Source organism: Geodermatophilus sp. SYSU D01186 (genome assembly GCF_054050215.1).
The window spans coordinates 26,288-49,197 of the sequence record NZ_JBJGYW010000028.1 but is presented as its reverse complement, the minus strand read 5'-3'; the positions used below and the strand labels follow the sequence as shown (position 1 = coordinate 49,197).

Annotated in this window: 28 protein-coding genes; 21 read left to right on the top strand and 7 right to left on the bottom strand. The window is 72.9% G+C overall.

What is annotated here, in order from left to right; translation table 11 throughout:
* The first annotated feature begins 12 nt into the window (after positions 1 to 12).
* Positions 13 to 573, top strand: coding sequence for a hypothetical protein (locus tag ACI784_RS19045; RefSeq protein ID WP_457014525.1), 561 nt, complete (start codon positions 13 to 15; stop codon positions 571 to 573).
* Positions 574 to 985: 412 nt separating this feature from the next.
* On the opposite strand, the gene ACI784_RS19040 is transcribed toward ACI784_RS19045, so the two are convergent.
* The 3 genes from ACI784_RS19040 to ACI784_RS19030 form a co-directional block, all read right to left on the bottom strand.
* Positions 986 to 1,351, bottom strand: a complete 366-nt coding sequence (locus ACI784_RS19040) for a hypothetical protein (protein WP_457014524.1) — start codon at positions 1,349 to 1,351, stop codon at positions 986 to 988.
* A gap of 2 nt (positions 1,352 to 1,353) precedes the next feature.
* Positions 1,354 to 1,575 carry a hypothetical protein gene (locus ACI784_RS19035; protein WP_457014523.1) on the bottom strand — a complete coding sequence of 74 codons (222 nt, stop codon included), beginning with the start codon at positions 1,573 to 1,575 and terminating at the stop codon, positions 1,354 to 1,356.
* 736 nt (positions 1,576 to 2,311) lie between these two features.
* The gene (locus tag ACI784_RS19030) at positions 2,312 to 3,754 is read right to left on the bottom strand and encodes a recombinase family protein (RefSeq protein WP_457014522.1); all 1,443 of its coding nucleotides are present in this window, start codon (positions 3,752 to 3,754) and stop codon (positions 2,312 to 2,314) included.
* A 48-nt stretch (positions 3,755 to 3,802) separates the two neighbouring features.
* Here ACI784_RS19030 and ACI784_RS19025 point away from each other — a divergent pair, with 48 nt between their 5' ends.
* From ACI784_RS19025 to ACI784_RS19000, 6 genes are read left to right on the top strand one after another with little or no spacing between them, the layout of a single operon-like run.
* The gene (locus tag ACI784_RS19025; RefSeq protein WP_457014521.1) at positions 3,803 to 4,573 is read left to right on the top strand and encodes a CpaF family protein; all 771 of its coding nucleotides are present in this window, start codon (positions 3,803 to 3,805) and stop codon (positions 4,571 to 4,573) included.
* On the top strand, positions 4,561 to 5,433 hold the full coding sequence (locus ACI784_RS19020) for a type II secretion system F family protein (protein ID WP_457014520.1): 873 nt from the start codon (positions 4,561 to 4,563) through the stop codon (positions 5,431 to 5,433). Before ACI784_RS19025 ends, ACI784_RS19020 begins: the two co-directional genes overlap by 13 nt.
* Entirely contained in the window at positions 5,430 to 6,371 is a 942-nt protein-coding gene (locus ACI784_RS19015) for a type II secretion system F family protein (RefSeq protein WP_456923318.1), read from the top strand. Before ACI784_RS19020 ends, ACI784_RS19015 begins: the two co-directional genes overlap by 4 nt.
* 31 nt (positions 6,372 to 6,402) lie before the next feature.
* On the top strand, positions 6,403 to 6,609 hold the full coding sequence (locus tag ACI784_RS19010) for a hypothetical protein (protein ID WP_097207893.1): 207 nt from the start codon (positions 6,403 to 6,405) through the stop codon (positions 6,607 to 6,609).
* Positions 6,602 to 7,066, top strand: a complete 465-nt coding sequence (locus ACI784_RS19005; protein ID WP_457014519.1) for a TadE/TadG family type IV pilus assembly protein — start codon at positions 6,602 to 6,604, stop codon at positions 7,064 to 7,066. The genes ACI784_RS19010 and ACI784_RS19005 overlap by 8 nt, the downstream gene beginning before the upstream one ends.
* Positions 7,063 to 7,530: a hypothetical protein gene (locus tag ACI784_RS19000; RefSeq protein WP_457014518.1), complete on the top strand. Its 468-nt coding sequence runs from the start codon at positions 7,063 to 7,065 to the stop codon at positions 7,528 to 7,530. The genes ACI784_RS19005 and ACI784_RS19000 overlap by 4 nt, the downstream gene beginning before the upstream one ends.
* Positions 7,531 to 7,539: 9 nt before the next feature.
* On the opposite strand, the gene ACI784_RS18995 is transcribed toward ACI784_RS19000, so the two are convergent.
* The gene (locus ACI784_RS18995; RefSeq protein WP_457014517.1) at positions 7,540 to 8,292 is read right to left on the bottom strand and encodes an SDR family NAD(P)-dependent oxidoreductase; all 753 of its coding nucleotides are present in this window, start codon (positions 8,290 to 8,292) and stop codon (positions 7,540 to 7,542) included.
* A gap of 596 nt (positions 8,293 to 8,888) precedes the next feature.
* Here ACI784_RS18995 and ACI784_RS18990 point away from each other — a divergent pair.
* Positions 8,889 to 10,115, top strand: a complete 1,227-nt coding sequence (locus ACI784_RS18990) for a serine hydrolase domain-containing protein (RefSeq protein WP_457014516.1) — start codon at positions 8,889 to 8,891, stop codon at positions 10,113 to 10,115.
* 185 nt (positions 10,116 to 10,300) lie between these two features.
* Here ACI784_RS18990 and ACI784_RS18985 read toward each other — a convergent pair whose 3' ends face one another.
* The gene (locus ACI784_RS18985; protein ID WP_457014515.1) at positions 10,301 to 11,248 is read right to left on the bottom strand and encodes a helix-turn-helix domain-containing protein; all 948 of its coding nucleotides are present in this window, start codon (positions 11,246 to 11,248) and stop codon (positions 10,301 to 10,303) included.
* 243 nt (positions 11,249 to 11,491) lie between these two features.
* Between ACI784_RS18985 and ACI784_RS18980 the strand changes: the two genes are divergently transcribed.
* The 3 genes from ACI784_RS18980 to ACI784_RS18970 are packed head-to-tail and all read left to right on the top strand — an operon-like array spanning position 11,492 to position 13,994.
* Entirely contained in the window at positions 11,492 to 12,313 is an 822-nt protein-coding gene (locus tag ACI784_RS18980; protein ID WP_456923324.1) for an alpha/beta fold hydrolase, read from the top strand.
* 11 nt (positions 12,314 to 12,324) lie between these two features.
* Entirely contained in the window at positions 12,325 to 13,200 is an 876-nt protein-coding gene (locus ACI784_RS18975) for an alpha/beta hydrolase (protein ID WP_457014514.1), read from the top strand.
* The gene (locus ACI784_RS18970) at positions 13,197 to 13,994 is read left to right on the top strand and encodes an MBL fold metallo-hydrolase (RefSeq protein ID WP_457014513.1); all 798 of its coding nucleotides are present in this window, start codon (positions 13,197 to 13,199) and stop codon (positions 13,992 to 13,994) included. The genes ACI784_RS18975 and ACI784_RS18970 overlap by 4 nt, the downstream gene beginning before the upstream one ends.
* Before the next feature lie 17 nt (positions 13,995 to 14,011).
* Here the strand turns inward: ACI784_RS18970 and ACI784_RS18965 are convergent, their stop codons facing one another.
* Positions 14,012 to 14,248 (bottom strand): hypothetical protein, encoded by a 237-nt coding sequence (locus tag ACI784_RS18965; protein WP_456923329.1) that lies wholly within the window; start codon positions 14,246 to 14,248, stop codon positions 14,012 to 14,014.
* Between the two features lie 62 nt (positions 14,249 to 14,310).
* On the opposite strand from ACI784_RS18965, the gene cutA reads away from it, so the two are divergent.
* Positions 14,311 to 14,643, top strand: a complete 333-nt coding sequence (cutA, locus tag ACI784_RS18960) for a divalent-cation tolerance protein CutA (protein ID WP_456923330.1) — start codon at positions 14,311 to 14,313, stop codon at positions 14,641 to 14,643.
* 107 nt (positions 14,644 to 14,750) lie between these two features.
* A complete protein-coding gene (locus ACI784_RS18955; RefSeq protein WP_457014512.1) occupies positions 14,751 to 16,514 on the top strand; it encodes a putative bifunctional diguanylate cyclase/phosphodiesterase in 1,764 nt (587 codons plus the stop codon).
* Between the two features lie 10 nt (positions 16,515 to 16,524).
* Here the strand turns inward: ACI784_RS18955 and ACI784_RS18950 are convergent, their stop codons facing one another.
* A complete protein-coding gene (locus ACI784_RS18950; protein WP_456923333.1) occupies positions 16,525 to 16,836 on the bottom strand; it encodes a DUF6343 family protein in 312 nt (103 codons plus the stop codon).
* Positions 16,837 to 16,881: 45 nt separating this feature from the next.
* Here ACI784_RS18950 and prfB point away from each other — a divergent pair, with 45 nt between their 5' ends.
* The 8 genes from prfB (at position 16,882) to ACI784_RS18910 (ending at position 22,907) form a co-directional block, all read left to right on the top strand.
* Positions 16,882 to 17,997 (top strand): peptide chain release factor 2, encoded by a 1,116-nt coding sequence (prfB, locus tag ACI784_RS18945; RefSeq protein ID WP_456923334.1) that lies wholly within the window; start codon positions 16,882 to 16,884, stop codon positions 17,995 to 17,997.
* Positions 17,998 to 18,202: 205 nt separating this feature from the next.
* A complete protein-coding gene (ftsE, locus tag ACI784_RS18940; RefSeq protein WP_456923335.1) occupies positions 18,203 to 18,892 on the top strand; it encodes a cell division ATP-binding protein FtsE in 690 nt (229 codons plus the stop codon).
* Between the two features lie 56 nt (positions 18,893 to 18,948).
* Positions 18,949 to 19,833, top strand: coding sequence for a permease-like cell division protein FtsX (gene ftsX / locus ACI784_RS18935; RefSeq protein ID WP_456923336.1), 885 nt, complete (start codon positions 18,949 to 18,951; stop codon positions 19,831 to 19,833).
* 227 nt (positions 19,834 to 20,060) lie between these two features.
* A complete protein-coding gene (locus ACI784_RS18930) occupies positions 20,061 to 20,240 on the top strand; it encodes a hypothetical protein (RefSeq protein ID WP_456923337.1) in 180 nt (59 codons plus the stop codon).
* Between the two features lie 9 nt (positions 20,241 to 20,249).
* Positions 20,250 to 20,726, top strand: coding sequence for an SsrA-binding protein SmpB (gene smpB / locus ACI784_RS18925; protein ID WP_456923338.1), 477 nt, complete (start codon positions 20,250 to 20,252; stop codon positions 20,724 to 20,726).
* Positions 20,723 to 21,646, top strand: coding sequence for an NADP-dependent oxidoreductase (locus tag ACI784_RS18920; protein WP_457014511.1), 924 nt, complete (start codon positions 20,723 to 20,725; stop codon positions 21,644 to 21,646). The genes smpB and ACI784_RS18920 overlap by 4 nt, the downstream gene beginning before the upstream one ends.
* Positions 21,643 to 22,539, top strand: coding sequence for an amidohydrolase family protein (locus ACI784_RS18915; protein ID WP_457014510.1), 897 nt, complete (start codon positions 21,643 to 21,645; stop codon positions 22,537 to 22,539). The genes ACI784_RS18920 and ACI784_RS18915 overlap by 4 nt, the downstream gene beginning before the upstream one ends.
* Positions 22,539 to 22,907: a VOC family protein gene (locus tag ACI784_RS18910; protein WP_456923341.1), complete on the top strand. Its 369-nt coding sequence runs from the start codon at positions 22,539 to 22,541 to the stop codon at positions 22,905 to 22,907. Before ACI784_RS18915 ends, ACI784_RS18910 begins: the two co-directional genes overlap by 1 nt.
* Positions 22,908 to 22,910 lie beyond the last annotated feature (3 nt).

The following is a 22,910-nucleotide window of genomic DNA, read 5'->3' as shown; positions in this document are numbered from 1 at the left end:
AGGCTTTGTGTCATGGGAGTGGGGGACGTCGATTGGGGATCGGTAGCGCAATGGATCAGCTCATTCTCTGTGCCTGCCGCGCTTTACATAATCTTCCGCGACAAGCGGAAGGCGGAAGCTAGTCAGGCTACGCTGATTGCGTGCTGGGTCGATCTGGATTCCGAGGACATCAGTCCTGAGCAAGGCTATCGCCTTCAGGTTCAGAACGCCTCAACCCAGCCAGTTCTTGGCGTCTTCGCAAAGAGCCGCGAGCTCACCCAAGACCTGACCTTTGAGACGATCACCATACCTCTCGGCTTCTCTGCCCTTATGCCTGGTGAAACGAGAAGTGCCGACATCAGGCCGGAGCGCACGCTAGTCAACTTCAATGTCTGGGTCGAGTTTGTGGATGCCAACGGCGTCAAGTGGGCTCGAAACGTAGGCACACTGCTACTGGTAAAGATCAAGAGTGGCTACTTCACGCAGCGGCGACGGAAGAAAAAGTTCAAGAGATCGCTCACGTCCAAGTACGTGCCAAGTCCAGCGAGTTATCGACCGTCAGACCGATCTGAGGAGTTCTCCGGCGCAGGGTGATTGCTTCTTGTGCGCAAGCCCTGTGCGGCCCGTCAGGGCCGCTCCAGCGGCGACCTGAAGGATTACGTAGGCCAGTCCCTGTGCGGCCCGTCAGGGCCGCACAGGGGGCGAGTTGAGGACCTGGCCTTGTGGGGCCGGAGGCCCCCAGGAACTGAGGACCTGGCCTTGTGGGGCCGGAGGCCCCCAGGAACTGAGGACCTGGCCTGGTGGGGCCGGAGGCCCCCAGGAACTGAGGACCTGGCCTTGTGGGGCCGGAGGCCCCCAGGAACTGAGGACCTGGCCCCCTCTGACCTATTCGCCGGCGCTCCAAATGAGATAAGAGAGGAGTGGCCCGTTTCGCCAGGTCAGAGGGGGTAGGCGTACGTGCCTCGCACGTAGCGAATACGTGCCTCACACGTACGTCCACGTGACATCAGGCGGCGCGGGCAGCCTCGATGCCGTGTGTCCGGCACTTCTTCGTGCCGTACCACCCCTTCTGGAACTGCCAGTGTCCGAGGACGAGGCACCGGGTGCCGGACTCGGGGAGGACGAGGTCGAGCCTCGTTGCCCGCGTGATCGCGTCGCGCAGGCTCTGCCGGGACAAGGGCTTCCCGCCCTTCCCGAGTAATCCGTTCAGCTCCTTCTCGGCGAACTCGGCATGGCCGATCTGGTTGGCCCACCCGAGCGCCGCGAAGTAGACCCGGTAGGTCAGGGTGTGGCGCTGGTCTCGGGCCATCCGCTGGTACTCGCGCTGCGACACCCCGCCCCAGGGCATGTTCGGACCGAAGTTGATCGCCACGGTCAGAACGCCCCGCCCTCGGGCGGCGTGAGGGTGACTCGACACAGGGCCTCTTCGATGGCCTCTCGGTATCCCTCCGCCAGGCGCTCGGGGGAACCGACACAGGCGGCGAGGATGTCCGCGATGGACCACCGGGTGACCGCCCCCAGGTGCAAGATGCTCAACCCCGCTTCCCGGAAGTGCGCGGTCAGCTCGGCGTCGCCCATGTCCGGCGTGAGCGTCACTCTGCCTCCTCCCCGGTACGCGCGACGGTGTCCGCATTGGTCGGGCACCCGGTGACACCCCGGAAGGCGGAGGGCCACGTCAGGGGACGTCCCACGCGGCCACGGGGCCACTTTCGCCAGGAGGGTGAGGCGGTCGGTTCGGGGAACATGGCGACGATGGGCGCGCAGTCGTCACACGGGTCTTCCGGGATGCGGGTAAATCCGTAGGCGTGCCCCTTGGAGAGGTGGGAACTGCACCGGGGGCAGAGGCCGGCACGGCGGTAGGCCGCCGTGCGACGGTCGTCGGCGATCGCCTCGCCGATCGTCTCGGGGCGTTCGTTCTTGTCAGAAGTGGGGTCGTACACGAGAGGTGGGTCTCCGTTCAGCGGGTGCCGGAGGCAGGCCCCAGGCATCGCATGTCAACGGAACGACTCGTGTAGATCAGACACAGAAGCCCGCACAGCGACGCCGGGGACCGGACAGACCGGTCACGGGTCGAAGTGCCGAAGTGCGGGCGGGTCCGGGTCTCGGCTTGCTCCCGGTCGCTCACCAGCCTGTCCCTCGGTTCACTCGGGGACAGCCGCTGGCGTCTCTGTGCCGCGGACCTATCGTCGCACGGCTTCGGGTGCACCCGGAGGGTCTGACAGGACGTGTCTCGTCACACCGTGTGGGTCCGTGCGCGGGAGGCAGCCATGCGGGACCGGGCCGCTCGATGTGACGCCGTTCCAGGGACGTCGTCCGCGCGGGCTCCCGCCCTCTACTGGTGGCGGCGGATGTCTGCTGCCGACCGCAGCTTCACGACCACGCACTCGCGGGTCAGGTTCTTCGTGCCCTTGGGGCGTGGGTGCAGCGTCACCTGTTCGACCACCGCTCGCACGAGCGCCCGCTGCTCGTTCGGACTCATGCTGTCGATCTGCTGGTACACGTACTCGACATCGCCCAGGACGGAGGAGAGGTTGTAGGCGCTGCCGATCTCCGCCAGCTCGCTCTCGATCTGTTCCAGCCGGGCGCGGGTCTTGGTGGTGACTGTCTGCACCTGTGCGCGTGTCAGGATGCCCGCCGCGTAGTCCTCGGCGACGTCCGTCAGTCGGCGTCGCAGAGTTGCCTCCTCCTCTCGCAGCACTGCGGCGTCCCCGGCCTCTTCGGTAGGCAGGGGGGTCGACCAGGCGGCGTGGAACTCCGGCTCGCGCAGGACGCGCGTCACCTCACGCCAGACGCGCCCATCGGTGTAGCCCGTAGGAACCGAAGCGCAGGAGTTCCGTTTGCACACGTAGATCGAGTAGGACTGCGTCTTGTCCTTCCAGTGGTACCGACGGTTCTGCTTCACGTCGCCACCACAGACTCCGCAGCGGGCAATGCCGGTCAACAGTGCCGACGCGGCTGGCCCCTGACCGCCCTGTCCCCGAGCGGGGTCGGTGAGGATGCGCGACGCCGCGCGATACGTCTCCTCGGAGACGATGCCCTGCCAGCTCGCCGGGCCGATGATCTCGCCGTCATACTCCCGCAGGCCAGCGTTCCGCGCGTTGAGCAGGACCGGGCGTAGGGACGCAGGCCCCCACGGCTTGCCGAAGGTGGTGACATGACCCGCAGCGTTGAGGTTGCGGGCGAGGCTGGCGACCGATGCCCCGGCGAGCACCCCGGCATACGCTGCTCGTAGCGCCTCGGCCTCGGCTTCACGGTGGCTGCCGTCCAGCTCAAAGCCGAAGGGGCGAGAACCCCACCAGGCTCGCCCCTGCGATGCGCGCTGGCGGCCGGCGGCACGCTGGCGCTCTCCCTTGTGCTCGCTCTCGTACTCCGCGAAGTTCACGATCATCCGGGCGTGCAGCTTCCCCGTGGGGGTGCTCAGGTCCATCATCCCGGCTGTGACGGCATGCACATCGCAGCCGAGGTCGATCACCCGAGCAAGGTCTGCGGTGAGCCGGACCAGGCGGTCCGTGTGCCAGACGACGATGACCTCGGGGTTGGAGGCCAGTAGCGCCTCGAACTGCGGACGTCGTCGCCCGGAGAAGGCGGAGACGTCGTTGTCGATGTAGATCCCGACGACCTCCCACCCGTTGCGCTCGCACAGCTCCCGGCACGCCTGCTCCTGTCGCTCTACGCCGAGCCCGAGGCCGGTGGAGTCCAAGGAGATGCGGCAGTAGATGGACGCCTTGACGGGGCCGTCGCTCGGGCGCTTTGAGCCGCGTCGTCTCGTGGGCATGTGATGCATGCTAACCGCGTCCTCACGCCGGACATCACGCGCCGGCACATGGCGGTCAACATCCGCAAGTTCGTGCTGCAGGCCCACTCGCTGGACGAGCTGGTCGCCCTGGGCACGCTGACGGCGCAGGCGGCCCGGTTCCTGGAGGCCGCGGTCGCGGCCGGGCTGAACATCCTCGTCGCCGGCGGCACCCAGGCAGGCAAGACCACGCTGCTCAACTGCCTGTGCGCCGCGATCCCGGCGCGGGAGCGTGTGGTCACCTGCGAGGAGGTCTTCGAGTTGCGGGTGCCGCTGCCCGACGTGGTGGCGATGCAGACCCGCCAGCCCAACCTCGAGGGCGCCGGGGAGATCCCGCTGCGCCGGCTGGTGAAGGAGGCGCTGCGGATGCGGCCCTCCCGGATCGTCGTCGGCGAGGTGCGCCAGGAGGAGTGCCTCGACCTCCTCATCGCGCTCAACTCGGGCCTGCCCGGCATGTGCACACTGCACGCCAACAGCGCCCGCGAGGCCGTGGTGAAGATGTGCACGCTGCCGCTGCTGGCCGGCGAGAACATCGGCCACGGCTTCGTCGTCCCCACGGTGGCGGCCAGCGTCGACCTCGTCGTCCACGTGGGCAGCGACCCCGACGGACGGCGGCGGGTGCGCGAGATCGCCGCGGTCCCCGGACGGGCCGAGGACGGCGTCATTGAGCTGGCCGACGTCTTCACCACCCGCGACGGCCGGCTGGTGCGCGCCGACGGCTACCCGCCGCACGCCGAGCGCTTCGCCGCCCACGGCTTCGACCTGCCGGCGCTGCTCGACGACGCCCGGTGGGGGTCGTGACCCTGACCGGGCCGCTGCTGGGGCTCCTGCTGGGCGTCGGCCTGCTGTTGATCTGGCGCAGCGGACCACGCGCGCCGCGGCGCCGGAGCGGGGCGCGCGGACCGTCGCGGCGGCAGCAGCGACTCGCCGCGGCCGGCCTGACCGGCATCAACGCCGCCCAGCTGACCGCCCTGCAGGTCGGGCTCGGACTACTGGTGTTGGTGGTCGTCCTGCTCACCACGGGCACGGTGACGGTCAGCCTGGTGTTCGCGGCGTTCGGGTTCGCGCTGCCGGCCGTCCAGGTGCGCCGGCTGGCGGTCAAGCGGCGGGCGGACCTGCGCGAGGTGTGGCCGGAGGTCGTGGACAACCTGGCCTCCGCCGTCCGCGCCGGCCTGTCCCTGCCCGAGGCGCTCGCCGCGCTGGCCACGCGGGGTCCGGAGGCGCTGCGGGCACCGTTCGCCCGGTTCGCCACCGAGTACCGCTCCACCGGCCGGTTCGGAGAGTGCCTGGACCGGCTCAAGGACTCCCTGGCCGACCCGGTCGGTGACCGCATCGTCGAGACGCTGCGGGTGGCCCGCGAGGTCGGCGGCAGCGACCTCGGCCGGGTCCTGCGGACGCTGGCCACCTTCCTCCGCGAGGACGCCCGGGCCCGCGCCGAGCTGGAGACCCGCCAAGGATGGGTGGTGCAGGCGGCCCGGCTGGCGGTCGCCGCCCCGTGGGTCGTGCTCCTCCTCCTCGCCACGCAGTCGACCACCCTCGACGCCTACGACTCGCCCCTCGGCACCGCGCTGTTGCTCGGCGGCGCCGCGGTCTGCCTGGTCGCCTACCGGCTGATGCTGCAGATCGGCCGGCTGCCGCAGGACGTGCGGGTGCTGCAGTGAGCGCGGCGCTCGCGGGGATGCTGCTCGGGCTGGCCGTGGCGGCCGGCGTCCTGCTCGTGGTCACGTTCGCGCCGCCGTTCCGTTCGGTGCGGCTGGTCGACCGGCTCGCCCCGTACGTGCACGACACCCCGCCGCCGTCCCGGCTGCTGGGCACGGCGACCGAAGCCGGACTGCTCACCGCCGCGCGCCGGGTCTTCGGCCCGGTGGTCGCCGACGGCGCCCGTCTGGTCGACCGCGTCCTCGGCGGCCGGACGGCGGTGCGCCGCCGCCTCGACGCGCTGGGCGGGGACTCGACCGTCGAGGACCTCCGCATCGAGCAGGTGGTCTGGGGCGGCCTCGGACTGCTGGGCGCCGCGCTCCTCGCCGGGGTCGGCTCGCTGCTCGCAGGCAGCCTCAACGTGCTGTCGGCGGCGCTGCTCTGTGTCGCCGGCCTGGTCGGCGGGGTGCTCGGCCGCGACTGGTGGCTCACCCAGCAGGTCCGCCGCCGCGAGGAGCTGCTGCTCGCGGAGTTCCCCGTCGTCGCCGAGCTGCTCGCGCTCGCGGTGACCGCGGGGGAGAGCCCGACCGCGGCGATCGCCCGTGTCACCCGGCTCTCCGGCGGTGAGCTCGCCGGCGAGCTGGGCTCCGCGCTCGGCCGCGCCCGCGCCGGGGTGCCGCTGACCGACGCGCTGCAGCAGGTCGCCGACCGGACGTCGGTCGACGCGCTGGCCCGGTTCATCGACGGCCTGCTCGTCGCCATCGAGCGCGGCACCCCGCTGGCCGAGGTGCTCCGTGCCCAGGCGGCCGACGTGCGCGAGGCCGGCAAGCGCCGGCTGCTGGAGGCCGGCGGGCGGAAGGAGATCGCGATGATGGTCCCGGTCGTCTTCCTGGTGCTGCCGGTCACCGTTCTCTTCGCCCTGTTCCCGGGGTTGATCAGCATCGTCTCGCTGGCGCGATGAGCCGGCGGACTCGACAGGAAGGACGACACTGATGCCGCAGTTCACGGGGGTCCTGGCCGTGCTGGCCGCGTTGGGCGACCGGCTCAGGGGCGAGGACCCCGAGCGGGGCGACGTCCCGGGCTGGGTGATGATCACGGTGATGACGGCGGCCCTGGTGCTGGCCATCCTCATCCCGTTCCGCGAGGCGATCGTCTCCGCGGTGACCAACGCGCTGGACTCCGTCACGACAGGTGGCTGAGAAAGGACCCCTCTGCCCCCCGCCCCTCGCAGGCTCGCGGCGGGACCCTGCAGAGGGGCCGCCGCCGGAGGACCGGGAGCGGGGCGGGGCGGTCGTCGAGTTCGTCTTCGTCTCGGTGCTGGTCGTGGTGCTGCTGCTGGCGGTGCTGCAGGTGGCGGTCTACGTGCACGTGCGCAACGTGGTGACCGCCAGTGCGCAGGAGGGTGCCCGGTACGCGGCGCTCGGCGACGTCGCGTCGTCGGCCGGTGCCGACCGCGCGGTGGCGACGGTGGCGCGGGCGACGTCGGTCGGGACGGCGGAGGGGCTGGTGTGCAGCTCGGTCGAGGAGGCCGACGACACCGGGCTGACGCTGGTGGTCGTCCGCTGCTCGGGGTCGGTGCCGACCCTGCTGGCGGGGCTGGGCGACCTGCTGCCGCTCGAGGTGACCGGCCGGGCGGTCAAGGAGGCCGCGGCGTGAGGTGGCTGCGCGCACGACTGGGCCGGCTGGAGGGTGAGCGAGGCTCGGCGCTGGTCGAGTTCGTGTTCATCGCGATCGTCGTGTTCGTGCCGCTGGTCTACATCGTGGCCGGGTTCTCCGCGGTGCAGCGCGGGGTGTTCGCCTCCACCGCGGCGGCGCGCGAGGCCGGCCGGGCGATCGGCACCGCTCCCGACCCGGTCAGCGGTGCCGCCCGCGCTGAGGTCGCGGCGCGGCTGGCGGTCGAGGACCAGGCGGTCGACGCCACCGACGTCCGGCTGGCCTACGCACCGCCGGGTGCCGACTGCGACGCCGCCGGCAGCTACACGCCGAGCCTGACGCCGGGGGAGGAGTTCTCCGTCTGCGTCACCGTGACCGTGCGCATCCCGCTGCTGCCGGAGTTCGTCGACGCCAACACCGCCACCGGCCAGTTCGTCGTCGAGCGCGACCGCTACGTCGACCGCTGAGCGGCCGGCTCACTGCGTCGAGTAGCCGCCGTCGATCACGAGCTCGGAGCCGGTCACGTAGGACGCCTCGTCCGAGGCGAGGAAGAGCACGCCGTAGGCGACCTCGTCCGGTCGCCCCATCCGCTGCAGGGGCGTGGCGCCGACGATGATCGGGATGACCTCGTCGGGCACGTCCTCCGCCACCATTGGTGTGTCGATGATCCCGGGGTGCACCGAGTTGACGCGGATGCCGTCCCCGGCGAACTCGACGGCCGCGGTCTTGGTCAGGAGGCGGACGGCACCCTTCGTCCCCTGGTAGGCCGTCGCCCCGCCACTCCCGATCAGGCCGTAGATCGACGACGTGTTGATGATCGATCCGCCACCGGCCCGGCGCATCGCGGGTGCGACGGCCCTCATGCCCAGCCACACCCCGGTCTGGTTGGTCGCGATCACCCGCTCCCAGTTCTCCATGGTCGTGGCCTCGACGCCGGCCATGTCGAGGACGCCGGCGTTGTTCACCAGCACGTCGAGCCGGCCGAAGCGCTCCTCGGCCAGTGCCACCGCGCCGGCCCAGCCGTCCTCGTCGCTCACGTCGAACGCGTGGGCGACCACGTCGTGGCCCTTGTCCGTGAGCTCCGCGGCCACCTCGGCGAGCTGCTCGGCGCGGATGTCCCCGATCACCAGGCGGGCCCCCTCGGAGGCGAACAGCGCCGCCTCCGCGGCCCCCTGACCCCGTGCCGCACCCGTGATCAGCGCGACCTTGCCGGCGAGACGGTCACTCATGGCGTCCTCCCGATCCGGTCGTCCGCTCGGGCACGGCGGCCGTCCGCGGCAGGAGGCCGGCGAGGGGAGCCGGACGACGCGGTGTGGCTCAGGCCCCCCGACGAGACCTGCCGGTGGGCGCATCGAAACGCAGGGCGTCGACGACTCTCCTCGTCCCGCCGGACCGCAGAAGAGCAGAAGGTCCTGGCCGCGGGCGCCGGGCCGCCGGGATCTCCGCGCGCTGTGCGGCCTCCTCGTCGAACACGCCCAGCCCGTCGTCGTCGGACGCCGGGGCCTGCCGCCGTTCCACCCGGTTCGACAGGACGACGCCGAGGCACACCACGCCCGCCGTCGCCCCAGCCGCCCACAGGATGAGGGCCCAGTTCCACCACGCCATCGCTCCCACGTCCCCCCAGTAGCTCCGAGCGGAGAGCGTTCGACGAAGTGAGCTGCACCACAACGGTGTGCGCCGGGAGGTCACCCCAACGGAGCACGGCTGCGCCCGGTCGGGGGCACCCAGGTCATCGGCCGGGCGCTGCGTCAGGGCCTGTCGGCGCGGGCCCGGCCGCGGGACCCTGCTGCTCGCACGCGTCTCCCGTCCCGGCTGGGGAGTCCCCATGACCGAACAGCGCGCCCGCCTCCTCCCGACCCGCGTCGTCCTCGTCGTCCTGGTCGGGCTCGCCACCCTCGTCGTCCCGCAGGTCGCGGTCCTGCCGGCGCACGCGCAGGACGACGTCCTGCGGGCCGAGCTGCGCGCCGACCTGGAGGCCTACCTCCAGGCGCGCGGCGAGGCGGAGCACGTGTCGGCCGCGGGGCTGACCGTGAGCCTGCCCGACGGTCCGCACGTCGACGTGGCCGCGGGGACGACGACGTACGGCGGCGACGAACCGGTGGCCGAGGACGCCCTCTGGCAGATCGGCAGCAACACCAAGGCGTTCACCTCGGTGCTGCTGCTCCAGCTGGAGGCCGAGGGCCGCCTGTCGCTCGACGACCCGCTCGGCGACTGGCTGCCCGAGTACCCGCAGTGGGCCGACGTGCCGATCCGGCGGCTGCTGAACATGACCAGCGGCATCCCCACCTACGACCACGACGAGTCCTTCTGGGCCGACTACGTCGCCGACCCGCGGACGAACTTCTCCCCGGAGCGGCTGGTCGGGTACGCGGAGGGCCTCCCGGCGACCTCCGGCTACAGCTACTCGAACACCAACTACGTGCTCGCCGAGCTGGTCGTCGAGCGGGTGACCGGCGAGAGCTACGAGGACGAGCTGTACGGCCGGCTGCTCGACCCGCTGGACCTCGACGACCTGCACTACCGCCCGCACCTGTACCCGCCGCGGATCGCCGACCGCGTACCCGCCGGCTACTTCGCCGACGACCGGGGGCCCGCCCGGACCGCCCTGCTCGGGCGCGACGCCAGCCGGGACACGATGTCCTGGGGCCGGGGCGCCGGCGGCATCGTCGGGACGACGGGCGACCTGGCCCGCTGGGAGCGCGCGCTCTACTCCGGCCGCCTGCTGCCGCCCGAGCAGCAGGAGGAGCTGACCAGCCTGGTCTCGACCGCGACCGGCGAACCGATCGAGTCCACCTCGCCCAGCGACCCGAGCGGGTTCGGCCTGGGCGTGGCCCAGCAGACCGCGGAGGGGTTCGGCACGTTCTGGGCCTACGAGGGCGGCACGATCGGCTTCCGGACCCTGCACGTCCACCTGCCCGAGTCCGGCCTGATCGTGGCCATCGGGCTCAACAGCATGCCGGCCGAGGACCGGATCGTCGTCCTCGTGGTGGCGGTGGTCGAGACGCTGGTCGAGCAGGGCGTCGTCCCTGCGGCGGTCGGCGCCGCCGCCTGACCGCGGGGTCACCCACCGGGGTGGACCCGCACCGCTGGTCGCAGACCGGCTGCGGTCCGCGCCCCGGCACCCCGGCCGTGGAGCTGCCGCGCGGCTGATCCCCGCCGAGCGGGCAGGTGCGGTCGCCGGCACGCGACGACACGCCGCCGCGGGCGACCACGACTGCGCACTCGGCCGCGGCGAGGTCAGCCGGTCGACCGCTGCCACTCCCGCGGGGTCGTCCCGTAGGCCGCGCGGAACCGCCGGGCGAAGTGGCTCGGGTCGCTGAACCCGCAGCCCCGGGCGACGGCCGCGATCGAGCGCTGCCGGCCGGCCGGCGAGGTGAGCTCCGCCCGCGCCGCCTCCAGCCGCTGCTCGATGAGCCACTGCTCCAGGCTCACGCCCGCCCGGGCACAGACCTTGTACAGCTGCCGCACCGACACGTTGTGCGCGGCCGCGATCCGTTCCGGGGTCAGCTCGGGGTCGGTCACGTGCCGGCGGGCGTAGGCCAGCACCCGCGTCGCCAGCGTCTCGGCGCGGACTCCGGCCACCAGCCGGTCGGGCGCCGCCGCCGAGACCAGCAGCGCCCGCACCAGCTCCGTCGTCGCCGTCCCGAGCGTGGCGGCGGCCGGGTCGGCGGTGAGCCGGCCGGCGTCCCGCGTCAGGCCGACCAGGTGGTCGCGCACGAGGTCGTGCAGCGGGCTGGCTCGCAACCGCGGCGCGGCCGCGCGGACGACGTCCGGCGAGAGCCCCAGCTGCTCGGAGGGCACCTGGAACGCGCGTGAGCCCCCGGACCCCGACCAGGAGAAGGAGTACGGCACCCGCAGGTCGTTGAGCATCAGCTCGCCGGCGCGCACCTCCTGGTCGGTGCCGAACTGGGTGAACCGCCCGAGCCCGCTGGACTGCAGCGCCAGCGCCACCACCGGCGGGTCCTCCTGCCGCACGTGCCGCGGCGTGCGCACCAGCCGGAACCCCGACGAGTCGGTGGTGAACAGGTTCGCCCGGCCGTAGCGCCACAGGTGCATGCGGGTGCGCACCTCGGCCGGCGGCCCCAGGTGCTCGATCCGGCAGGGCACCGACGCCTGCCCGAACGCGGCGCGGAAGGCGTCGACCCGCTGCTCGGGCGGCAGCGCCGCGGTGTCCAGCAGGAGCATCGGACTCCCTCGGGCGGGCGGAGGGCGGCGGGACGTCGTCGTCGCGCGCCGGGGGACGGGCGGCGCCCCCGCTCGCGGGACGAGTCTGGCAGGACGGCGTCCGGCGGTGAACCCCTCGCCCGTGCGTGCAGGGACCAGAGGTGTGCAGACAGGGACCGGCACCCGCGGCCGGCCGCTGCCAGGCTCGGCGACCGGAGGGTCCGGCGACGACATCGAGCGACGACATCCAGCGAGGACACCGCGATGCCCACGATCACCACGACCGACGGCACGGAGATCTTCTACAAGGACTGGGGCGAGGGGCAGCCGGTCGTGTTCAGCCACGGCTGGCCCCTGTGCGCCGACGCGTGGGACGGCCAGCTGTTCGCCATGGCGAGCAACGGCTTCCGGGCCGTCGCGCACGACCGCCGTGGCCACGGCCGGTCCGCCCAGCCGTGGCAGGGCAACGACATGGACACCTACGCCGACGACCTGGCGCAGCTGATCGAGCGCCTGGACCTCCGCGACGTCGTCCTCGTCGGGCACTCCACCGGCGGCGGCGAGGTCACCCGCTACATGGGCCGGCACGGCACCGGACGGGTCGCCCGGGCCGTGCTGCTCGGCGCCATCCCGCCGACCATGCTCAGGACCGCCGCCAACCCCGAGGGCACGCCGATCGAGGCCTTCGACGCGATCCGGGCCGGCGTCCTGGGCGGCCGCGCGGAGTTCTACCGGCAGCTCGCGATCCCGTTCTACGGCGCCAACCGGCCGGACAGCGAGGTCAGCCAGGGCCAGCTGGACGACTTCTGGCGGATGAGCATGATGGCCGGCCTCAAGGGCGCCCACGACTGCATCCGCGAGTTCAGCGAGACCGACTTCACCGACGACCTGCGCCAGATCGACGTCCCGGTGCTCGTGGCGCACGGTGACGACGACCAGATCGTGCCGTTCCACGACTCCGCACCGAAGACGGCGGAGCTGCTCAAGAACGCCGAGCTGACGGTCTACCTGGGCCGTCCGCACGGCCTCACCGGGGCGCACGAGCAGGAGTTCGACGCCGACCTGCTCGCGTTCGCGCGCGGCTGAGAGGAACCGAGATGACCGACACCGTCCCCACCCCGCGGCCCGCCGAGGCGTCCGCCGCCGGCGCGCCCGACACGATCGTCCTCGTGCACGGGTTCTGGGTGACCCCGCGCAGCTGGGAGGCGTGGAAGGCGCACTACGAGGCCCGCGGCTACCGCGTGCTGACCCCGGCCTACCCGGGGTTCGAGGTCGAGGTCGAGGCGCTCAACGCCGACCCGACGCCGATCGCCGAGCTCACGCTGCCGCAGATCATGGCGCACCTGGAGTCGGTGGTCGGGGCGCTGCCGAAGCCGCCCATCCTCATCGGGCACTCCGCCGGCGGCACCCTCGTGCAGCTGCTGCTCGACCGCGGGTACGGCGCGGTCGGCGTCGTCCTCAACTCCGCCCCCACCGAGGGTGTGCGGGTGCTGCCGCTGTCGCAGCTGCGCTCGACGTTCGTCGCGTTCAAGAACCCGGCGAACCGGCACCGCGCGGTGGCTCTGGACGAGGAGCAGTGGCGCTACGCCTTCACCAACACGTTCCCCGAGGAGGAGTCGCGGCGGCTGTACCAGCGGTACGCGATCCCGGCGTCCGGCCGGATCCTGTGGAACTCGGTGCTGGCCAACTTCATGCCCGGCCCGCAGGACGCCGCGGTCGACTACGCCAACGACGCCCGCCCGCCGCTGCTGTTCGTCTCCGGCAGCGAGGACCACATCATGCCGACGAGCGTGCAGCGGTCGAACGTCCGGCACTACCGGGCGCCGCACACGGTCACCGAGCACCGGGAGTACCCCGGCTACGCCCACCTGCTGCCGGCCCAGGAGGGCTGGGAGCAGATCGCCGACTCCGCCCTGGACTGGGCGGTCGAGCACGCCCGGGGCAGCCGGCCCGAGGTCGCCGGCGCCCAGTGACGGCGGGGCCCGTCCGGTTCACCCACGTCGGCGGGCCGACCGTGCTCATCGAGGTCGGGGGCTGGCGGCTGCTCACCGACCCGACGTTCGACGCGCCCGGCAGGCGGTACGCGTTCGGCTGGGGGAGCTCCAGCCGCAAGGTGGCCGGTCCGGCCTTCCCCGCCGGGGACCTGCCGCCGGTGGACGCCGTCCTGCTCAGCCACGACGGCCACGGCGACAACCTCGACGACGCCGGCCGTGCGCTGCTGCCCGCGGCCGGGGTCGTCGTCACCACCGCCTCGGGCGCGCGGCGGCTCGGGAGCGGCGCCCGCGGGCTGCGTCCCTGGGAGACGACGGTGCTCGCCGGGGCCGGCCGACCGTCGATCGAGGTGACCGCGACGCCGGCGCGCCACGGGCCGCCGCTGACCACCCCGATCTCCGGTGAGGTCACCGGCTTCGCGCTGCGCTGGGAGGGGCAGGCCGACGGCGTGGTCTGGATCTCCGGGGACACCGTCCTGTTCGACGGGGTCCGCCGCATCGGGGAGCGCCTCCGCGTGGGCACCGCGCTGCTGCACCTGGGCGGGGTCCGCTTCCCGGTGACCGGGCCGCTGCGCTGGTCGATGACCGCCCGCGACGCGGTCGACCTGTGCCGCGTGCTCCGCCCGCGCACCGCCGTCCCGGTGCACTACGAGGGCTGGACGCACTTCCGGCAGGGCCGCGCGGCCGCCGAGCGGCAGCTCGCCGCCGCGCCGCCGGAGCTGGCCGCGCTCTTCCGCTGGGTGCCGCTGGGTGCGCCGGTGGAGCTGCCGGCCTGACCCCTCCCGGACGGCGCTCAGCCGCCCCGCTGCACCTCCGCCTGCACCACCCCGCGCAGCGCCGTGAGCAACTCCGCGTCGTCGGTGTCCCCGCGCTCGAGCGCGTCTCGCGCCCCGGCGGGGAGCAGCCCGGTGTCCACCGTGTCCAGCCAGGTCACGTCGCCGCCCACCCGGCGCCCCACCTGCAGGGACGCCCCGTCGGGGCGCAGCACGTACTCCTCGCTGTCCAGCCGGATGCTCATCTCGTCGCTCATGCCGGGGCCCTACCCCGCGCGGCGGCTGCTGCACGTCCGAGCGCGGGGGAGAGGATGGTCCCGTGCAGGAGGAGTGCTGTGAGGTCGTCGTGACCGCCGCCGACGCCGACTGGCTGGCCGGGTACACCCGGACGCTGGTCGAGGAACGGCTGGCGGCCTGCGGGCACCAGGTGGCCGCGATCCGGTCGGTGTACCGGTGGGAGGGCGCGGTGCACGACGAGCCGGAGGCGCGGGTGGCGCTGCACACCCGGCGCGCCCTGGTGCCGGCCGTCGTCGCCCGCACCGCCGAGCTGCACCCCTACGACGTCCCCTGCGTGATCGCCCTGCCGCTGGTCGGCGGCAACCCGGAGTACCTCCGGTGGGTCGTCGCCGAGACGAGGGAGCCGGAGCACTGACCCCGGGCAGCAGCGCGCGCCGGGCGGGCGACACCGGCGCCCGCACCGCCGCCCCACCCAGCCGACCGGCCGCCGCGAGGGGCGGCCCGCACCCCGCAGGAGGGCACGTGGCACGACGGCCGGGGCAGCCGGACCTGCCCCTCGACGTCCGCCGCCGGGTCCAGGGCCCCACCAGCTCGGCGGTCGCCGTCGAGGCGGTGCTCGACGCGCTGCCCTCCCCGACGCTGCTCATCGACGCCGAGGGCACCGTGCTGCTGGCCAACACCGCGTGGGAGAACGCCGCCGAGGTGCTCGGCGACGACCGCATGCGGGTCGGCGTGGCCGGCGACTACTTCGCCATGGCGCGGCGGCTCAGCGGCGGCGCCGGCACCGAGTCGCTGGTCGACCGGCTGCGGGCGCTCTCCCGTGGCCAGTGCGCCTCGGTGCAGGCCGACTACGCCCTCGAGCACCCCGACGGCGTCCGCTGGTTCCACCTCCAGGCCTCCCGGGTGGACCAGGCCGGCCAGGTGGTGGTCACCCACACCGACGTCACCTCCCGGGTGGCGGCCGAGCGGGCCTCGGACTGGCGGGCCCGCCACGACACCCTCACCGACCTGCCCAACCGCGCCCACCTGCACGAGCTCATCGACGCCGAGCTGCAGCGCCCCGAGCGCGGGCCCGTGTCGGTCCTCTTCCTCGACATCGACGGCTTCAAGGACGTCAACGACTCCCTCGGCCACGAGGCCGGCGACGACCTGCTGCGCCAGATCGCCCGGCGCCTGACCGGCTCCACCCGCGCCGGTGACACCGTCGGCCGGCTCGGCGGCGACGAGTTCGTCGTCCTCTGCCGCGACTGCGACACCGGCGGCGCCGAGACGCTGGCCGACCGCTGCCGCAGCAGCGTCGACCGGCCCTTCGACCTCGGCGGCCGGATGGTGCGCCTGGGCGTGAGCATCGGCATCGCCACCGCCGCCGACCCGCAGGCGCCGCAGGTCCGGTCCACCGACCTGGTCCGGGACGCCGACCTCGCGATGTACGCGGCCAAGGCGGCCGGCCGCAACCGGGTGCGGCTGTTCACCGCCGACCTGCGCACCGCCGCCCAGCGGCGGGCCTCGGTCGCCGGCGAGCTGCGGGAGGCGATCCTCGACGAGCAGCTGGTGCTGCACTACCAGCCCGTCGTCCGCCTGCCGAGCCTGCGCTGCAGCGGGGTGGAGGCGCTGGTGCGCTGGCAGCACCCCAAGCGCGGGCTGCTCCCGCCGTCGGAGTTCCTGCCCGTCGCCGCGCAGCACGACCTCATGACGCCGCTGGCGCGGTGGGTGCTGCGCGAGGCGGCCCGGCAGGCGGTGGCCTGGACGCGGGCCGGGATGCGGCTGATCGCCAGCGTCAACATCAGCGCCAGCCAGTTCGCCACCGGCACCCTCCTCCGTGACGTCCGCGACGCGCTCGCCGCCACGGGGCTGCCGCCCGAGCAGCTGGTGGTCGAGCTGACCGAGACGTCGGTGGCCCAGGACGCCGAGCGGGCCGCGGCCCAGTTCGCCGAGCTGCGGCGCTCCGGCGTCGAGGTCTGCATCGACGACTTCGGCAGCGGCTTCTCCTCGCTGGCGCAGCTGGTGACGATGCCCGCCGGCGTGCTCAAGATCGACCGCAGCCTCGTCGCCTACCCGGAGGGACGGCGCAGCAAGGCCGCCGCCGCGGTCGCCGCGATCGTCGCCCTCGGGCGGGCCTGCGGCGCGCGCTCCCTCGCGGAGGGCGTCGAGACCGCCGACCAGCTGCAGATGGCCGTCGAGCTGGGCTGCCACCTGGCGCAGGGCTTCCACATCGCCCGGCCGATGCCGCCCGACGAGCTGGCGGCCTGGGTGGCCGCGCGGGGGCTGGGCACCGGCGGGCGCTGACCGCGGGGGTTCAGCCGGGCTCGCCGCGCCGCTTGCGGCGGACGACCACCACCAGGTCGACGGCGGCCACCGCGGCGAGGACGAACAGCACCACCGCGGGCCACACCGGCAGGTCGATCGCCAGCCAGACGAGCCCTCCGGCGAGGCAGACCACCAGGCCGAACGCGGCCAGCACCAGCCGCAGCGTGAGCGCCGACTGCGCCGGTGCCGCGCCCCCGATCCCGGCGGTGGGGTCGTGGTGGTCGGGGAGGCCGCGGGCGTAGTCGGTCCGGGACCGCGGCTCGTGGTCGGCCCGTGACCGGCGTCGACGGGGCTCGCTCATGGCGGGCCACCTACCCCGCGCCGGAGCGCACTACCCTGGGTCGACGTGGCCGCTGACTTCTCCGTCGTCCTGGACGAACTCGACACGACCCTGAAGTCGATCGAGGCTGTGCTCGACGTCGACCGACTCCGCCGCGAGGTCGCCGAGCTGGAGCAGCAGGCCGCGGCCCCCGACCTCTGGAACGACGTCGAGGCCGCCCAGGCGCTCACCTCCCGGCTCTCCTACCTGCAGGGCGACCTGCGGCGGGTGGAGGAGCTGCGCAGCCGCCTCGACGACGTCGGGCTGCTGCACGAGATGGCCGCCGAGGAGGGCGACGAGGCCACCACCGCCGAGGCCGAGCGGGAGCTGGAGAGCCTGCGCAAGGCGATCGACGAGCTCGAGGTCCGCACCCTGCTGTCCGGTGAGTACGACGCGCGCGAGGCGCTGGTCACGATCCGCTCGGAGGCCGGTGGCGTCGACGCCGCCGACTTCGCCGAGATGCTCATGCGCATGTACCTGCGCTGGGCGGAGCGGCACCGGTACCCCGTCGAGCTGTACGACGTCAGCTACGCGGAGGAGGCCGGCATCAAGTCGGCCACCTTCGCCGTCAAGCAGCCCTACGCCTACGGCACCCTCTCGGTGGAGCAGGGCACCCACCGGCTGGTGCGCATCTCGCCCTTCGACAACCAGGGACGCCGGCAGACGTCGTTCGCCGGCGTGGAGGTGCTCCCGGTCGTGGAGCAGACCGACCACGTCGACATCCCCGAGAACGAGATGCGCATCGACGTCTTCCGGTCCTCGGGGCCGGGCGGGCAGAGCGTGAACACCACCGACTCCGCCGTCCGGATCACCCACCTGCCGACCGGCATCGTCGTCTCCTGCCAGAACGAGAAGAGCCAGATCCAGAACCGCGCCGCGGCGCTGCGCGTGCTCCAGGCACGGCTGCTGGCGGTGCGGCAGGCCGAGCAGCGGGCCGAGATGGACGCGCTGAAGGGTGAGGGCGGCAGCAGCTGGGGCAACCAGATGCGCTCCTACGTGCTGCACCCGTACCAGATGGTCAAGGACCTCCGCACCGAGCAGGAGACCGGCAACACCGCCGCGGTCCTCGACGGCGACATCGACGGCTTCATCGAGGCCGGCATCCGGTGGCGCCGCCAGCAGGAGGCCGTGGCCGCCGGCTGAACACGGGCCGCTGACGTCCCTGGCACAGTGACCCCGGGCGTCCCGTTCGTCACACCGTTCGCACGGTGTCGCGCGGAATGCGCCACGCTGGGTGAGCGGGTACCGCGGGGCTTCCGCGGCACCGTCACGCTGCGCGGATCCTGCACCGGGGCGTTCCGTGGCGAACGGACAAGGACGCGCCTCGGGGAAGGTACCGTGGCGCCTCGTGATCGAATTGCAACACGTCACCAAGCTCTACCCGGCCAGCTCCCGGCCGGCCCTCGATGACGTGTCGACGGAGATCGACAAGGGCGAGTTCGTCTTCCTCATCGGTTCCTCCGGGTCGGGGAAGTCGACCTTCCTCCGGCTGCTGCTGAAGGAGGACGACCCCACCTCCGGCACCGTCACGGTCAACGGCAAGACGCTCAACACGATGAGCAAGTGGCAGGTGCCGAAGCTGCGCCGCACGATGGGCTGCGTCTTCCAGGACTTCCGGCTGCTGCGCAACCGCACCGTGGCCCAGAACGTGGCCTTCGCGCTGGAGGTCATCAACAAGCCGCAGCGCACCATCAAGCGCGTCGTCCCCGAGGTGCTGGAGATGGTCGGCCTCGAGGGCAAGGCCAACCGGCTGCCCGGCGAGCTCTCCGGTGGTGAGCAGCAGCGGGTCGCGATCGCCCGCGCGTTCGTCAACCGGCCGCTGGTGCTGCTGGCCGACGAGCCCACCGGGAACCTCGACCCGGAGACCAGCGAGGGGATCATGCTTCTGCTGGAGCGGATCAACCGCACCGGCACCACCGTGATCATGGCGACGCACGACTACCACATCGTCGACTCCATGCGCCGCCGCGTCATCGAGCTCAACGGGGGCGTCGTCGCGCGCGACCAGTCGCGCGGCGTCTACGGCGTCGGTCGCTGACGGCCGGCCGAGCCGGTCCGCCGACCCCCGCCAGCTGAACTCCAGACAGGGAATCCATGCGCGTCAACTTCGTGCTCTCCGAGGTGGCCACCGGGCTGCGTCGCAACCTCACCATGACGGTCGCGATGATCCTGACCACGGCCATCTCGCTCGGCCTCATGGGCACCGGCCTGCTGATCGCCGGGATGATCTCCGACATGAAGGAGATCTACTACGACAAGGTGCAGGTCTCCATCTTCCTGGCCGACGGCGTCACCGACGAGCAGCGCTCGTCGATCGAGCAGGAGCTCGCGGACTCACCGGAGGTGGCCTCCTACCTCTACGAGTCCAAGGCCGAGGCCTACGAGCGCTTCCAGCAGCAGTTCAGCCAGCAGCCGGAGCTCGTGCAGAACACCCCGCCGGACGCGCTGCCGGAGAGCTTCCGCGTCGAGCTGGTGAACCCCGAGCGCTACGAGGTCATCGCCGCGGAGTTCCCCAACGGGCAGAACGGCGTGGACCAGGTCCGCGACGAGGGTGACTTCCTCGACCGGCTGTTCAGCCTGCTCAACGGCGCCCGCAACGCGACGATCGCCGTGGCCGTCGTCCAGGCGCTGGCGGCCTTGCTGCTGATCTCCAACACCATCCAGCTGGCGGCGTTCAACCGGCGCAACGAGACCAACATCATGCGGCTGGTCGGTGCCTCCCGCTGGTACACCCAGCTGCCGTTCATCCTCGAGGCCGCGCTGGCCGGGCTGATCGGCGCGCTGCTGGCGGTCGGCGGGCTGGTGCTCACCAAGGTGCTGTTCGTCGACAAGACCCTGGCCGGGCCGATCAAGGCGGGCATCATCCCGCCGGTCGACTGGGGCGCGATCGCCTTCATCAGCCCGATCATCGCCGGGGCGGGCGTCGGCCTGGCCGCGGTTGCCGCGTACGTGACGCTGCGCCTGTACGTGCGCCTGTAGCGCCTCCCCACGCCGGCGAGATCGCCGGTCTCGCACGCTCCGGGCCCCGGAACCGTGCGAGGCCGGCGATCTCGCCGTTTCTGCCGACACGGGGGGTTGCTCATCGTCACCGCTGGGTAAGGACGGGGAGCCTCAGCGCGGGGGCCGACGGTGGGAAGAGCGGAGAGCGCGTTGGTGGGGGAGTCGCGCCGGCTGTGGGCCGGCCTGTGCCCGTGCGGTGAGTGCCGGTGAGCGTGGTGGACCGGGCGGTCGAGGTCGCCGTCGCCCCGCTGTGGCTGGCCTGCACGGCGGGCTGGGGCGTCACCTCGGCGCTGATGCTGACCTGGACGGCGGCCCGCGGGCGGACGCCGTCCCGCGCCGAACCGCTGCCGGGGAACGTCGAGGCCCCGGTCCGGTCCGTCGCCTAACCTGGGGACATGCCGCGTGAACAGGGGCGGAAGCTGATCGCCCAGAACAAGAAGGCGCGGCACGACTACTCGATCCTCGACACCTACGAGGTGGGCCTGGTGCTGACCGGCACCGAGGTGAAGAGCCTGCGTGCCGGCCGTGCCTCCCTCGTCGACGGCTTCGCCACGGTGGACGACGGCGAGGTCTGGCTGCAGCACGTGCACATCCCCGAGTACGTGCAGGGCACGTGGACCAACCACGCGCCGCGCCGCAAGCGCAAGGTGCTCATGCACCGCGCCGAGATCGACAAGCTGGTCGGCAAGACCAAGGAGGGTGGCCTGACCCTCGTGCCGCTGGACCTGTACTTCAAGGACGGCAAGGTCAAGGCCACCCTCGCCCTCGCCAAGGGCAAGAAGTCCTACGACAAGCGGCAGGACATGGCCGAGCGGGACTCCCGCCGGGAGATCCAGAAGGCCTTCGGCCGCTACGTGAAGGGCCGCCGGTGAGGGGTGCGGCCCAGGACCGGTTCGGCGGTCTCGACGTCCTGACCGTGCGCGACGACCTGCCCGAGCCGCCGGTCGGCCCCGACACCGTGCTGGTGCGGGTGCACGCGGCCGGCGTCAACCCGGTCGACATCGCGATCCGGCAGGGCTTCCTCGCCGGCGCCTACCCGCACCACTTCCCGATCGTCCCGGGCTGGGAGCTGTCCGGTGTGGTCGAGGCGGCCGGTCCCGCGGTCGTGGACTTCCGCCCCGGTGACGAGGTGTTCGGCTACGTCCGCCGGGACGACGTCCAGTGGGGCGCGATGGCCGAGCTCGTGCCGGCCCCGCAGCGCTGCCTGGCGCACAAGCCGGCGTCGCTGTCCTTCGCCGAGGCCGGGGCGCTGCCGCTGGCCGGGCTGACCGCCTACCAGGCGCTCACCGAGGTGCTCGCGGTCGGCGAGGGGGAACGGGTGCTGGTGCACCGGGCCGCCGGCGGGGTCGGCTTCAACGCCGTCCAGATCGCCGTCGCCCTGGGCGCCCACGTGGTCGGCACCGCGTCGCCGCGCAACCACGGCTTCCTCCGCGACGCCGGGGTGGCCGAGGTGCTCGACTACTCGGCCGGTCCGGTCAGCGCCCAGCTGTCCGAGCCGGTGGACGCCGTCCTGGACCTCGTGGGCGGGGAGACCTTGGCCGACGCCCGCCGGCAGGTCCGCGACCGGGCGCGCATCGCCAGCGTCGTCGACCCGGCGGTCAACGACATGGGCGGCCGCTACGTCTTCGTCCGGCCCGACACCCACGACCTGGAGGAGCTCGGTCGCATGGCCGACGCCGGGCAGCTGCGGGTGCCGATCGCCAAGGCGTTCCCGCTGGAGCAGGTGGCCGACGCGCAGGCCCTCGTCGCCGAGGGGCACGTGCGGGGCAAGGTCGTGGTCACTCTCCGGTGAGCCCTCTCCAGCCGCCGGTCGACGACGCCGACGTCCCGCGGTACTGGCGTGAGCTGGGGCTGCCCGGGCTGGTCGACGTGCATGTGCACTTCCTGCCCGAGCGGGTGCAGGCGAAGGTGTGGGCCTACTTCGAGGCGGCGGAGACCCACTACGGCGCGGCCTGGCCGATCCGGTACGCGCTGCCCGACGTCGAGCGGCTGGCGGTGCTGGAGCGGCTCGGCGTCCGGGCGTTCCCGACGCTGCCCTACCCGCACAAGGCCGGGATGGCGGCGTGGCTCAACGACTGGTCGGCCGGGTTCGCGCGGCAGCACCCCCGCGTGCTGCAGTCGGCGACCTTCTACCCCGAGCCGGAGGCGCCGCACCACGTCGCCGAGGCCCTCGACCGCGGGGTGCGGGTGTTCAAGGTGCACGTGCAGGTCGGTGCCTTCGACCCGCGGCACCCGCTGCTGGACCCGGTGTGGGCACGGCTGGAGGAGACCGGCACACCGGTGGTCATCCACTGCGGCTCGGGCCCGCTGGCCGGCGAGCACACCGGCCCGGAACCGATGACCGGGCTGCTCGAGCGGTACCCCCGGCTGCGGCTGGTCATCGCCCACCTGGGCATGCCCGAGTACCGGGAGTTCCTCGACCTCGCCGAGCGGTACGAGCGGGTGCACCTGGACACCACGATGTTCGCCACCGACTTCACCGAGCGGCTCATGCCCTTCGACCCGGCCGACCGGCCCCGGCTGGCCGCGCTGCGCGACAAGGTGCTGCTCGGCAGCGACTTCCCGTCGATCCCGTACGCCTACGCCCACCAGCTGGCCGCGCTGCACCGGCTGGACCTGGGCGAGGAGTGGCTGCGCGCCGTCCTCTGGGGCAACGGTGCGCGACTGTTCGGAGTGGAGGTCTGATGCCGCGGTTCTCGCTGACCGCCACCGTGCTGGACACCCCCGACCCGCAGGGGCTGGCGCGCTTCTACCAGCGGCTGCTCGGCTGGCCGCTGCGCGACGACGACCCGGAGTGGGCCACCCTCCGCCCGGAGGACGGCGGCCCGGGGCTGTCCTTCCAGCGCGAGGAGCAGCACGTGCCCCCGGTGTGGCCGGCCGGCCCCGGCGACCCCCGGATGCAGCTGCACCTGGACATCGAGGTCGACGACCTCGACGCGGCCGTCGCGGTCGCGGTCGGGGCCGGTGCGACGCTCGCGGAGTTCCAGCCGCAGGACGACGTCCGGGTGTGCCTGGACCCGGCCGGGCACCCGTTCTGCCTCTTCGTGCCGTGAGAC